The 11,891-nt window shown below is 65.9% G+C and carries 12 protein-coding genes; 2 read left to right on the top strand and 10 right to left on the bottom strand.

The annotated features are described in order from the left end of the window. Positions 1 to 70: 70 nt before the first annotated feature. On the bottom strand, positions 71 to 1,303 hold the full coding sequence (locus tag AUL38_RS11490; protein ID WP_059062315.1) for a leucine-rich repeat domain-containing protein: 1,233 nt from the start codon (positions 1,301 to 1,303) through the stop codon (positions 71 to 73). Between the two features lie 280 nt (positions 1,304 to 1,583). Here AUL38_RS11490 and AUL38_RS11485 point away from each other — a divergent pair, with 280 nt between their 5' ends. Then, the gene (locus AUL38_RS11485) at positions 1,584 to 3,356 is read left to right on the top strand and encodes a lipase family protein (RefSeq protein ID WP_059062333.1); all 1,773 of its coding nucleotides are present in this window, start codon (positions 1,584 to 1,586) and stop codon (positions 3,354 to 3,356) included. 317 nt (positions 3,357 to 3,673) lie between these two features. On the opposite strand, the gene AUL38_RS11480 is transcribed toward AUL38_RS11485, so the two are convergent. The 8 genes from AUL38_RS11480 to AUL38_RS11450 form a co-directional block, all read right to left on the bottom strand. Then, positions 3,674 to 3,859 carry a hypothetical protein gene (locus AUL38_RS11480; protein WP_059062313.1) on the bottom strand — a complete coding sequence of 62 codons (186 nt, stop codon included), beginning with the start codon at positions 3,857 to 3,859 and terminating at the stop codon, positions 3,674 to 3,676. Between the two features lie 80 nt (positions 3,860 to 3,939). Then, positions 3,940 to 4,404: a DsbA family protein gene (locus tag AUL38_RS17905; RefSeq protein WP_255355613.1), complete on the bottom strand. Its 465-nt coding sequence runs from the start codon at positions 4,402 to 4,404 to the stop codon at positions 3,940 to 3,942. Positions 4,405 to 4,415: 11 nt separating this feature from the next. Further along, positions 4,416 to 4,616 (bottom strand): DsbA family protein, encoded by a 201-nt coding sequence (locus tag AUL38_RS17900; RefSeq protein ID WP_255355612.1) that lies wholly within the window; start codon positions 4,614 to 4,616, stop codon positions 4,416 to 4,418. Positions 4,617 to 4,720: 104 nt separating this feature from the next. Beyond that, on the bottom strand, positions 4,721 to 5,653 hold the full coding sequence (locus AUL38_RS11470) for a 4-(cytidine 5'-diphospho)-2-C-methyl-D-erythritol kinase (RefSeq protein ID WP_059062311.1): 933 nt from the start codon (positions 5,651 to 5,653) through the stop codon (positions 4,721 to 4,723). Between the two features lie 24 nt (positions 5,654 to 5,677). Beyond that, entirely contained in the window at positions 5,678 to 6,535 is an 858-nt protein-coding gene (gene rsmA / locus AUL38_RS11465; RefSeq protein WP_059062309.1) for a 16S rRNA (adenine(1518)-N(6)/adenine(1519)-N(6))-dimethyltransferase RsmA, read from the bottom strand. Further along, positions 6,528 to 7,466 (bottom strand): TatD family hydrolase, encoded by a 939-nt coding sequence (locus AUL38_RS11460; RefSeq protein ID WP_083506822.1) that lies wholly within the window; start codon positions 7,464 to 7,466, stop codon positions 6,528 to 6,530. The genes rsmA and AUL38_RS11460 overlap by 8 nt, the downstream gene beginning before the upstream one ends. Continuing rightward, complete coding sequence (metG, locus tag AUL38_RS11455) at positions 7,463 to 9,058, bottom strand: methionine--tRNA ligase (RefSeq protein WP_059062307.1); 1,596 nt, start codon at positions 9,056 to 9,058, stop codon at positions 7,463 to 7,465. Before metG ends, AUL38_RS11460 begins: the two co-directional genes overlap by 4 nt. A gap of 68 nt (positions 9,059 to 9,126) precedes the next feature. Further along, complete coding sequence (locus tag AUL38_RS11450) at positions 9,127 to 9,603, bottom strand: OsmC family protein (RefSeq protein ID WP_059062305.1); 477 nt, start codon at positions 9,601 to 9,603, stop codon at positions 9,127 to 9,129. 45 nt (positions 9,604 to 9,648) lie between these two features. Here AUL38_RS11450 and gabT point away from each other — a divergent pair, with 45 nt between their 5' ends. Next, on the top strand, positions 9,649 to 10,989 hold the full coding sequence (gene gabT / locus AUL38_RS11445; protein ID WP_059062303.1) for a 4-aminobutyrate--2-oxoglutarate transaminase: 1,341 nt from the start codon (positions 9,649 to 9,651) through the stop codon (positions 10,987 to 10,989). A gap of 68 nt (positions 10,990 to 11,057) precedes the next feature. On the opposite strand, the gene AUL38_RS11440 is transcribed toward gabT, so the two are convergent. After that, positions 11,058 to 11,786, bottom strand: a complete 729-nt coding sequence (locus tag AUL38_RS11440) for a TetR/AcrR family transcriptional regulator (RefSeq protein WP_059062301.1) — start codon at positions 11,784 to 11,786, stop codon at positions 11,058 to 11,060. Positions 11,787 to 11,891 lie beyond the last annotated feature (105 nt).

Genomic DNA, 11,891 nt, shown 5'->3' with positions numbered 1-11,891 from the left:
TCGAATACGAGACCATCATGAACGAACAGGTCGCACTCGCGGCCTGACCAAACTGTCACCTAAACGTGCATCAGACCCGTTCGAGCAGGTGCCGGTAGTCCGTGACCACCGTAGATACCTTCCCGTCATACTGATAGTCGAAGGTAACTTCGCACTCACTCGACAGGTCGTAGCCTTGCCATTCTGCCTTGTTGTAGTTGTCGTAGACGCACAGGAAGTGCAGCGTGGCGGTGTCACTCGGGAAGGACTCGCCGCGGCCCGCCTGGGCAATCTCCGGGGCGTCACCCTCGAGGGTAATCCCTGCGAGCGACGGGTTCTCCGTGAATGCGCCGGACCCGATCACGGTGACCGAGGCCGGGATGGTGACATCTTGGAGCTGGTTGCCGTTGAGCGCTCCGCTGCCGATGTACACGAGCCCCGCGGGGAAGTCGATCGCCGTCAGGCGTCCTCCCAACAGGGAGTCGTCGCCAAGATGTGTGAGGGTGCTCGGCAGGGTGACCGACTGCAAACCTGTGGGGGTACCAGAGATTGAGCCCTGGTACTTGCTCTGGAAAAACGCCATAGTCCCGATGGAGGTCACCCCTTCAGGGATGACCACGCTCTCGAGCGGGGCCTGGCTAAACGCCTGGTTAGCAATCGCGGTGAGGTTCGGCGATAGTTCGACCGAGGTGAGGAGCGTGTAGGCGAATGCCCGAGTGCCCATGGACGTCAAGCTTGATGGCAACTTCACCGTCGTGAGCTTCGTGGAGCTAAACGCTGCGTCCCCGATCGAGGTCACGCCTTCCGGGATGTCGATGCTGCGGAGCGGGGAGCGTGAAAACGTCTCGTCCCCAATCACAGTTACGTTCTTCGGCCACGTCATGGTTTCGAGCTTCGACTCCGCGAATGCCGAGTCACCTATTGAGGTCACCGAGTCAGGGATGACGACCTCTGCAAAGCCGGTGTTGCCAAACGCCCGCTCACCGATGAAGGTGACGCCATCAGGGATCGTGATTGCGGTGATCGGTGCGTAGAAAAACGCGTCCTTGCCGATGCCAGTGACCGCGTAGTTCTTCCCGCGGAGCTGTACTTCTGCGGGAATGACTACGTCCACCGCCCGCTGCCCGTAGTAGTAGTCCACGACCGCACCTGCTTCGGGAGCAGTCGGATCGAAGCGGTAGCGAAAGTCGCCGGCGTTCTCCGTCATTTCGGCTGCGTGAGCCGGGCCGGATGGCAGCGTGACCATTCCGAGCGCGAGCGCCAGCGTGAACAGCGCTCCTATAAGGATCGCGACCGGGTTGCGGCGCGATTGGATATTCAGCATCTACGTTTCCCCCAAAGAGCACTAGGCACCGCCGGGTTGCGGCATCACTCAGCCGCGGTCGATGCGACCGCGGCCCCGTGCTACAAAACACATGGTAGCTTCAAAGTAAATATTGAGCTAGCCCCTAATTGGTTCATGGCAAATGTCGCAATTTATGAACGAGTAATCCAGTTCCTACCTCCTTCGCGACCCCTCCTGTCGCTGCCCGGTATTCTGGGGGCATCGCCAGAAGCACTCGGGCGCATGAACCGCACCAGGTGCGAGAACGAAAGGCGTGACCGTGCCGCTGAGAACCACCGTCGCACAGGCGCTCGCGGGCCTCGCCGGCCCCCTCCGTGCGGTCATCGGGCTCGCGGCGATCGGGCTCGGCATCACGCTCGTTCTCGCCCCGCTCTCCACCCACCAGATCGCGGTCGTCACCGGCATCGGGCTCGCGCTCGCAGGGATCGCCGCATATCTCCTCCCCACACTCGACGGGTTTACGAAGGTATCTGCTCGTGTCTTCGGCGCGGTCCTCTTCGTGCTCGGCGTGCTCATCGCGGCGTGGCCCGTCGGGGGTGCGCCGTGGCTCGCGTTTCTTGTCGGGGCGTCGCTCATCGGCCACGGCGTCCTGCAGACGGTGCAGGTGATCCGCCACGGCGGCGACCAGCGGGCCACGAGCATCATCATCGCGCTCGCGAGCGTCGTCTTCGGCGTCGTCGCGCTCGCCTGGCCCGTGCTCACGCTCACGCTCTTCCGTCTCGGCGTCGGGGCCTGGTTCGTGTTCTTTGGGCTGCAGCTCGTCATGGCGGCGCTCTACCGGAACTCGCCAACGCAGCCCCGCAAGCGCGGCAGAGTCGCCCGCTGGTCGCGCACGATCGGCGCGAGCCTTGCGCTGCTACTCGCAGTAGGTGTCGCGCTCGGCAGCGGATGGATCCTCGGCGGCGTGCCACTGCCGCAGCCCGGCAAGTTCTACACCCCGCCTGAGAGCGTGCCCGCTGAGCCGGGGCGGCTGATCCGCGCAGAGCCACTGAAGACGGGTCTGCCGAAGGGCGCGGAGGGGTGGAAGATCCTCTACACCACCACGAGCTTCGACGGCTCCCCCGCCATCTCGAGCGGAACGATCGTCGCGCCGAAGCAGCGGGGCACCGATCCACTCCCGCTGCTCTCCGCCTCGCACGGCACGACCGGCGTTGCGGCGAAGTGCGCGCCCTCACTCAGCGCGACCCCGCTCGCCGACGGAGCGGGCGCGGCGCTCGAACAGCTCGTCGTTGAGCAGGGCTGGGCGGCAGTCACCTCCGACTACATCGGGCTCGGAACCGCAGGCGCGCACCCCTACCTCATCGGCGACGCCGAAGCCCGCAACGTGCTCGACGCGGCCCGCGCGGCGCAGGAGTTCGACGCGCTCGACGTCACTGCGGAGACGGTGCTGTGGGGGCACTCGCAGGGCGGGCAGGGCTCGCTCTGGACCGGCCAGGTCGCAGCAGATTACGCCCCCGATGTGCCGATTACGGGCATCGCCGCGTTCGCCCCGGCGGCCGACCTCTTCGGCCTCGCCGAGGTCAACAAGAGCGATGCGGCAGGCAAGACGGTTTCCGCTTATATCGCCGCGACCTGGGCGGAGCTCTACCCCGAGCTCGAGCTTGCCTCGCAGCTCACTCCGGGATCCGCGCGCGGTGTCGAGAAGATTCAGGATCTGTGCTTCAACGGCCAGGACGCCCTGTCCGCGATCCTCCACGGCACGCAGGTCCCGAACCAGATCTTCCCCGACGAGGTGCTCGACGGCGAGTTCGGAGATCTTCTCCGCGCGCAGACGCCCACGGGCCCCTTCCCCGCTCCGGTGCTCGTCGCGCAGGGGCTCGCTGATCCGCTCGTGAAGGCCGAGCAGCAGCGCGAGTGGGTTCGGGATCGCTGCGAGGCCGGCATCGACATCGACTATCGCGAGTTTGCGGGTCTCGACCACCTGTCGCTCGTCGCTGAGGAGTCGCCGCTCACCCCGCAACTTATTGAGTGGACGCTGGACCGCGCGGCGGGCCTTCCTGCGACCCCGAGCTGCGACGCGCTTCCTGAGTAGGCGGCGGCGCGGCCCCCTTCGCATCCCCACCGACCCTTTTTATTCGAACCGACCCTATTTATTCGAACCAACCCTATTTATTCGAACCGACCCTTGCGAAGGCCGAAAACGGGGCGGAATGGATTAAACGGGGACTTCAGGGTGCACGTGTGGCGATGCTCCTGGCCGTTGCACGCGAGGGAGGCCCCGGCCTAGCTGCGCCGCAGTAAAGCCCTCGGTGGGGCCGGCGGCGCGCGCCTCCCCCAGCAACGACGAATGCGCGCCCGGGCCGAAGCCGGGGCGCGCATTCTTGGTTGGCGCGCGGTGCGCGCGGGTGGCTACTCGCTCGGGGCGCAGCAGCTTCCGCCGCAGCAGGAGCCGCCAGCCGAGTCGTCCCCAAGCAGGTTGAGAATCTCCATGCTCTCGGCGCTCGCGAACGCCGCCGCACCGGCGATGCTGGCCTCGGGGTTCAGAGCCGCGGGCTGAGCTGCGGCCTCGGGCTGCTGGGTCGTCGTTTCGTTCATCGTGGATCCTCTCGTCTGCGTGAATTCTATGCCGGACGCGCGTGCTGCGGCCGGCGATCGACTGACCTCTCAGTAGGGACTCAGTCGGGCTGACCGCCCTCAGCTTCGAGGGTGAGGACCTGCTCGAAGGCGCTCACGAACATTTCCGGCTGCTGCGCGCCCGAAACACCGTACTTTTCGTTGATGAGGTAGAAGGGTACGCCGGTGACGCCGAGCATGCGGGCCCGGGTGATGTCGCGCTCCACGGCCTCGCCGAAGCTCTCGCTCTCGAACGCGTCCTCCACCTCCTCGGGGTTCAGCCCGACCTCGTCGAGCACCGCACCAAGCTGCGCGACGTCACTCATGTTTACGCCCTCTTCGAAGTAGGCCTTGAAGAGTCGCGCGAGCACCTCGTCATAGATGCCCTGCTCCTTGGCAAGGTGAAGCACGCGGTGGGCGGCAGCGGTGTTGGAATGGGCGACCTTCTCGAAGTCGAAGGTGATGCCCTCCGCTGCGGCCATGCCGGTCATCTGGCCGAGCATATCTTCGACCTGCTCGCGGGGCATGCCCTTGTGCTTCACGAGGAAGTCGATCTGCTGCCCTCGAAGTTCAGCGGGGTGTCGGGGGCGAGCTCGTAGCTGTGCCCCTCAATCTCAAACTCAACCTCGGGATTGTCGGCCTTGAACTGCTCGACCGCGACGCGGAAGCGGTTCGCGCCGATGTAGCACCACGGGCAGGCGATGTCAGACCAAATATCAATGCGGATCGTATTGTTCACGTCCCGTGCAACTCCGGGGCGACGAGATCTATTCCGCGCTTCCGCAATAACTTCCCGGACCCATCGGCGGCGCATGCGCATCACTGAGCGGTCAGAGCACGCAGCTAGCCCTCGATGACCCGCGCCCCGTGCACGGGGCCCGTTGCGGTGAGGGCGCTGATGCCGGCACGCATGAGCACCGACCGCAGCTCCGAGGCTTCCTGCGCGCTCTCGACAAGGAACGCGACCGTCGGTCCCGAGCCCGAGACGATGCCGGCGAGTGCTCCGCGCGACTCACCGAGTTCGAGCAGCTGCGACAATTCAGGCGCGAGCCTGAGCGCCGCGGCTTGCAGGTCGTTGTGCATCGAATCGGCGAGCGACTCGGCATCTCCCACCCGGACGGCTTGGAGCACCGCGGTCTCCACCTTCACATACTCGGGCTGTTGCCCGAGCTCGCTGCGGTGGTCGTCGCGGTGCTGATCCAGCATGTCGTACACCTCGGGCGTGGAGAGCCCGCCGTCTGACAGCGCGAGCACCCAGTGGAACGTGCCCTTTGCGAGCGCTGGGCTCAGCTCATCGCCGCGGCCAGTTCCGACAGCAGTACCGCCTTCGAGCGCGAACGGCACGTCCGCTCCGAGCTCCGCTGCGAGTGCAACGAGCCCGGCCCTGCCGACCCCGGTCTCCCACAGCTCGTCGCATGCGAGCAGTGTCGCCGCCGCGTCGGCTGATCCGCCGCCCATTCCGCCGGCGATCGGCACGCGCTTGAGCACGGTGAGATCTACGCCGCCGCCGTATCCTGTGTGCGACGCGAGGAGTTTCGCCGCGCGGATCGCGAGGTTCGTGTCGTCAACCGGGAGACCCGCCGTCTCGATCGGCCCGCCGAAGCGCAGCGTGAAGCTGTCAGATTTGACCGCAGTAACTTCTTCGAAGAGAGAGACCGCCTGGTACAGGGACGCCACTTCGTGATAGCCGTCGGATTGCAGAGCGCCAACACGAAAGTACACATTGATCTTGCCCGGCGCTCGCACGGTGATCGATCTTCGCTGGTCGCTCCGCATAGTACCTACGCTAGCGCAAATCCGCTAGCGTCCGCTCCGCGCGATCGCCAGGAAGTCTTCGATGTGCAGTTGCTCGGCCCGGGCCGTCGGTGCGATGCCGGCGGCCTCGATGATTTCCACGGTGCGATCAGCTCCGAGAACGCTTTGCAGAGCCTGCCGGATCATCTTGCGACGCTGCGCGAACGCGGCGTTCACGAGCTCAAACGTACGCACACGTTCGGTCTCTGAGCCGATGGGCGCGTCGCGCTTCACGTACGACACGAGCACCGAGTCCACGCCGGGAACCGGCCAAAACACGCGGCGGCTCACCGTGCCGGCGATCCCCCACTCGCCGTACCAGGCGGCCTTCGCGCTCGGCGATCCGTACTCCTTGGAGCCGGGGCCCGCAGCGATCCGGTAGCCGACCTCGGCCTGCACCATCACGAGCCCACGGTTGAGCTCGGGAATGAGTTCGAGCAGGTGCATGAGGATCGGGACCGACACGTTGTAGGGCAGGTTCGCGACGAGCGCCGTCGGCTGGCCCGGGAGCGTCGCGAGGTGCTCAGCCGACAGGTCGAGCGCGTCGGTGTGGATCACCCTGAAGCGATCAGCGGCCTCGGGCTGCATGGCGCGGATCGTGTTCGGCAGCTCAGCCGCGAGCCGCGAGTCGATTTCGATCGCAGTGACGTCCGCCCCCACCTCGGTGATGCCGAGGGTGAGCGAGCCGAGGCCCGGGCCGATCTCGATGACAAGGTTGCCTGATTCGACACCGGCAAGCCGCACGATCTTGCGGACCGTGTTCGGGTCGATGACGAAGTTCTGGCCGAGCTTCTTCGTCGGCGAGACGTCGAGGCGTTCAGCAAGCTCGCGGACCTCGACGGGGCCAAGCAGGGCGCTACTCATCGGTATCCATCTCCCACGTGCCGTACACGCGTTCTGTGTTGGCGGCGAGCTGCTCGCACACGTCCGCGAGCGACTTCCCCTGCACCTCGGCAAGTCTGCGCACGGTGTGCGGCATGAGGTACGGGGCGTTCGGGCGGCCGCGGAACGGCTCGGGTGTGAGGAACGGTGCGTCGGTCTCGACGAGCACGAGCTCGGGCCTGGCGATCTCGAGGGCTTCCCGCAGGGCAGGCGCATTCTTGAAGGTCATCGTGCCCGCGAATGACATGTACCAGCCGCGCTCGTTGCAGATCCGCGCGAGAGCGGCGTCGCCCGAGAAGCAGTGGAACACGGTGCGCGCAGGAGCTCCCACGCGGGTCAGCGTGGCCACGACCTCGTCGTGCGCGTCTCGGTCGTGGATCTGCAGCGCGATCGAGTTCGCCTTCGCGATTTCGATGTGTGTTTCGAACGATTCGTACTGCGCGTCGCGGCCGTCCTCGCCGGTGCGGAAGAAGTCGAGCCCGGTCTCCCCCACCGCGCGCACGCGGGGTTGCGTGGCGAGCCTTGCAATCTCAGAGAGGTGCTCGGAGAGCTTACCTGCCGCCGCGAGGCGTGGCGCTTCGTTGGGGTGGAGCGCGACGGCTGCGAGCACGCGGGCGTCGTTCGCGGCAAACTCCGCACTCCAGCGACTCGTTTCGAGGTCGGTGCCAACCTGCACGACGCCGCGCACGCCGACGGCCTCAGCCCGAGCGAGCGACTCGAGCGGGTCGAGCACCTCCCCGTCAAAGTCGAACTCCATGTGGGTGTGGTTGTCGTACACAGGGAACGGCAGCGGCTCCGGGTTCTCGGGGCGCGGCTGGGCACGATCCTTCGACGCACTCCCACCGTCAGTGTTGCGCGTGCGCAGACCGCCGGCCGGGGTCTGGGAGGGCGTGCCGCCCTCGGCGGCGGTCACTTGCTGTCGCCCTCGGTCTCGATCCGCGGGAAGAGCACGGCGAGTGGGTGCTGCTGGGTGCCTGCTGGCAGGCGTCCCCAGGTGCCGGCGTCGCGGATGGGCTGCGCGTCGAGATCACCGAGTGTCTCTTCTGCGCCAAGCGCGTGCCAGAGCTTCGCGGTCGACTCGGGGATCACTGGATGCAACAGCTCAGCGAGCACGCGTAGGCCGTCGGTGACGGTGTACAGCACTGTGCCGAGCCGCTCGCGCTGGGCCTCGTCCTTCGCAAGCACCCACGGCTGCTGCTCGGTAATGTAGCCGTTGAGTGCGTCGACGAGCTCCCACGTGACGCTGAGCGCCTCGTGGATCGCAAACTCGTTGATGTGGGCGTCGGCCTCGCGCGCGGCGCGAGCGGCGAGCTCGCGGATCGCGGCATCGGCCGCGGTCTCTGCACCGGCCTCGGGGACGCGCCCCTCGAAGTACTTGACGTTCATCGCGAGCAATCGGCTCGCGAGGTTACCAAAGCCGTTCGCAAGCTCAGCCTGGTAGCGGGCCGCAAGGTCCTCCCAGCTGAACGAACCGTCGTGCCCGAAGGAGACAGCGCGCGAGAAGTAGTAGCGGAACGCATCGGCGCCGAACGTGTCGGTGATCTCGTTCGGCGCGATACCGGTGAGCTTCGACTTCGACATCTTCTCGCCGCCGACGAGCAGCCAGCCGTGTGCGAAGACGTTCGACGGCACCTCGAGGCCAGCGGCCATGAGCATTGCCGGCCAGATCACCGCGTGGAAGCGGAGGATATCCTTGCCGACGATCTGCGCAGCCGGCCAGTGCTTGAGCTCGGCCGCCGGGTCCTCAGGGTTCGCGCCGTAGCCACGCGCGGTGATGTAGTTCAGCAGCGCGTCAAACCAGACGTACGTCACGTGGGCGGAATCCCACGGGATCGGGATACCCCAGTCGAACGATGTGCGCGAGATCGAGAGATCTTCGAGCCCCTGCTGCACAAACGCGATGACCTCGTTGCGCGCGCTCGCGGGCTGGACGAAGTCGGGACGCTCCTCGTAGAGTGCGAGCAGGCGATCCTGGAACGCGCTCATCTTGAAGAAGTAGTTCTTCTCGTGCAGCAGCTCGAGCGGCTTCGAGTGGATCGAGCAGACCTTTTCACCCTCGTAGGCACCCTCGCCGTCGACGATCTCACTCTTGGGCTTGAACTCCTCACACCCGACGCAGTACAGCGCCTCGAACTCGCCGGCGTAGACGTGGCCATCGTCATGCAGGCGCTGCAGGAAGACCTCGACGCCTGCCTTGTGGCGCGCATCGGTGGTGCGGATGAAGTCGTCGTTCGAGATGTTGATCGTGTCAAGCAGCGGGATCCACGACGTCTCAACGAGACGGTCGGCCCACTCCTTCGGGTGGACGCCATTCGCCGTCGCGGTACGCAAAATCTTCTGGCCGTGCTCGTCCGTTCCCGTGAGGAAGAACGTGTCGTCACCCGCCTGGCGGTGCCACCTGGCGAGCACGTCCGCGGCCACCTCGGTGTACGCATGCCCGATGTGGGGAGCGTCATTCACGTAGAAGATGGGAGTGGAGACGGAGAACGAAGACGACTTGGCCATGGGTTCCATTGTATTGCCAGTGGGAGGCGCCCGCTGCCGTGTTACGCCGCCAGCGGGTTTCCCGACCTTTAACCGTGTTGCGCGACGGTGATCGTGGGTTCGTGACGGACCGGGAAGTTCACCGATCGGGCAATAAAGCAATTCTCGAACGCCTCAGCGTGCGCCGCGAGGGCGGCCTCGACCATCGTTTCGTCGGACACCGTCACCTCGGGCCGCAGCGTCACCAGGGTGAACTCGCCGCCGAGGCCAGCCTGCCGCATGACCCCCACCGCCCGATCCACGTAGCCCGTCACGACGACCCCCGCGCGTACGGCCATGTGCAGGTACGACAGCATGTGGCACTGCGCGAGCGCTGTCACGAGCAACTCCTCGGGGTTCCAGCGATCCCGGTCCCCGTGGAAGGTGGGGTCCGCCGACCCGGCGAGCTCCGCTTTCCCCTCCGCGCGAATGACGAGTTCTCGCCCGTATTCGCGGTATCCGCTTGTCCCGGTACCGCGATTACCGCGCCACTCAACTTCGATGAGGTACTCGTGTTCGCTCCGCATAGAACTATCGTAGAGTCCTCGGAACTCCAGGAGTAAGCTTGGAGCATGAGCTCAGACATGTTGGAAGCAGAAATTACCCAGGAGCGGAAGCTCATCACCGAGATCCCCGGGCCCCGCTCGCAGGAGATCCACGAGCGCCGCAAGAAGGTTGTCCCTCCCGGCGTGCACACCGTCTTCCCGGTATACATTGAGCGAGCGCACGACTCGATCGTGGTCGACGTAGACGGCAACCAGCTCATCGACGTATGTGGCGGCATCGGCGTCACGACCATCGGTCACACTGACGAAGCAGTCGTCGAGGCAGCCCGCGAACAGCTCGGCAAGGTCACGCACACGCTATTCACGATGAACGCTTACGAGCCCTACGTGCGCGTCGCAGAGCTCCTCGCCGAGCATGCACCCGGCCAGGGCGATTACAAGACGCTGCTCATGAACTCGGGCGCCGAAGCCGTCGAGAACGGCGTGAAGATCGCCCGCAAGCACACCGGGCGTCCCGGCGTCGCGGTGCTCGAGCATGCCTACCACGGCCGCACGATGCTCACGAGCAGCATGAACCATAAGGGCTCGCCATACGCGCTCGGCTACGGCCCCCGCGCCGGAGACATCTACCGGGCCCCGAACTCGCATCCGCTGCACGATGGCCTGACCGGCGCAGAGGCCGCGAAGCGCACCATCAACCATCTTGAGAAGACTGCGGGCGCTGCTGATCTCGCGTGCCTCATCGTCGAGCCGGTGCAGGGCGAGGGCGGCTTCGTCGTTCCCGCCGACGGCTACCTCCCCGCACTCGCTGCGTGGTGCAAGGAAAACGGCATCGTGTTCATCGCCGATGAGGTGCAGGCAGGCATGGCACGCACCGGCAAGATGTTCGCGATCGAGCACTTCGGCGTCGAGCCAGACATCATCCTCACTGCGAAGGGGATTGCTGGCGGCCTCCCGCTGTCGGGCATCACCGGACGTGCTGAGATCATGGATAAGTCGCTGCCCGGTGGCCTCGGCGGTACGTTCGGCGGCAACCCCGTCTCGTGCGCGGCGGCCGTTGCGGTCTTCGAGCAGATCGAGAAGCTCGATCTGCTCGCCGAGGGCCAGCGCATCGGCAAGACGTTCGGTGACGGGCTGCGCCAGCTGCAGTCCGAGTTCGACTGCATCGCCGAGGTTCGCGGTTTTGGCGCGATGCTCGCGATCGAGATCACCAAGCCCGGCACGCTTGAGCCAGACGCCGAGCGCGTTTCTGCGATCATTGATTACGCAGGAAAGAACGGCGTCATCCTGCTCTCAGCCGGCCTCTACGGCGAGGCGATCCGTTTCCTGCCGTCGCTGAAGATGACCGACGAGCTCCTACTCGATGTGGTCAGCGTGCTCCGCGAGGCACTGACGGCCACTGCCTAACCGGCGGTACCGCACAACGCAGCAGCCCGGGCCGATTGGCCCGGGCTGCTGCGTTGTTTCGGGGGCCGCTACTGCTCCCCCTCATCCGGGTGAGCAGCCAATCCAAGCAGCAGCGTGCGCATGGCGAGCTCAGCAACGGCGGCCTCATCGCGGTCCAACACACGCGTGTCAGCTTCTCCTCCGGCAGCGAGTGTCTGCTCAGCCGCGGCAAGCTCACTCACGAACACCCCCACGATCTCGCGGACTTCAGCGCGCCGTTCGGGCACTCGCTGCCCAAACAGCATCGCTTCAAGCGCGAGCGTCACTCCCTGCGTGACGTCCTCACGCCGCACAGACGCAGTAGGGCCCCCTTCATCGGCGGCGACGGCGGGATCGCGCAGCGTTGCACGGTGCCGGAGCGCAGCAAGCGCGTCAGTTTCGGCGCGCAACGCTGCGAGGAACGTCTGCTCCTTCGACCCAAAGTGGCTGTAGACGGCCCCCTTCGTAAACCCAGCGGCCTGCGCGATGTCTTCGAGCGAGACGCCAGCATAGCCGCGCTCCGCGAACAGCCGAGCCGCTTGCTCGAGCAGCCGTTCCTTGGTGCTGAGCGGGCGCGACCGCTGCTCTACCCAGGCGCTTGCCTGCGCCAGCGCCTGGGCGGCAGCGAGCAGCCCCTTCGTCACCCCGGCTTCCGCCTGGCTGCCTGCGGCTCCGAACGACTGGCCGAACTGCCCCGCAGCGTCGGCGAGCGCGCGTGCGGCGTCGCGCATCCGCTGCTCACCGGTCGGGTCGGTCGGCCCGGTGTATTTCGAGTTCATACGCACAGCGTACCTCAGATACCCACCAGAATGTACTTGCGTATCCTAGATACCGATGGGTATATTCTGTGGCACAAGCTTCTCTCGACCCCGATTGGACCCCAT

It is taken from the genome of Leucobacter sp. G161 (assembly GCF_001482305.1).
Lineage (GTDB): Bacteria > Actinomycetota > Actinomycetes > Actinomycetales > Microbacteriaceae > Leucobacter.
The sequence above is the reverse complement of the archived record's forward strand: the minus strand, read 5'-3'. Positions and strand labels throughout refer to the sequence as shown.

Coding starts and splice junctions, on each gene's coding strand:
- AUL38_RS11490 (WP_059062315.1), bottom strand. CDS start 1,303: ATGCTGAATATCCAATCGCGCCGCAACCCGGTCGCGATCCTTATAGGA.
- AUL38_RS11480 (WP_059062313.1), bottom strand. CDS start 3,859: ATGAACGAAACGACGACCCAGCAGCCCGAGGCCGCAGCTCAGCCCGCG.
- AUL38_RS17905 (WP_255355613.1), bottom strand. CDS start 4,404: ATGCCCCGCGAGCAGGTCGAAGATATGCTCGGCCAGATGACCGGCATG.
- AUL38_RS11470 (WP_059062311.1), bottom strand. CDS start 5,653: ATGCGGAGCGACCAGCGAAGATCGATCACCGTGCGAGCGCCGGGCAAG.
- rsmA (WP_059062309.1), bottom strand. CDS start 6,535: ATGAGTAGCGCCCTGCTTGGCCCCGTCGAGGTCCGCGAGCTTGCTGAA.
- metG (WP_059062307.1), bottom strand. CDS start 9,058: ATGGCCAAGTCGTCTTCGTTCTCCGTCTCCACTCCCATCTTCTACGTG.
- AUL38_RS11450 (WP_059062305.1), bottom strand. CDS start 9,603: ATGCGGAGCGAACACGAGTACCTCATCGAAGTTGAGTGGCGCGGTAAT.
- gabT (WP_059062303.1), top strand. CDS start 9,649: ATGAGCTCAGACATGTTGGAAGCAGAAATTACCCAGGAGCGGAAGCTC.
- AUL38_RS11440 (WP_059062301.1), bottom strand. CDS start 11,786: ATGAACTCGAAATACACCGGGCCGACCGACCCGACCGGTGAGCAGCGG.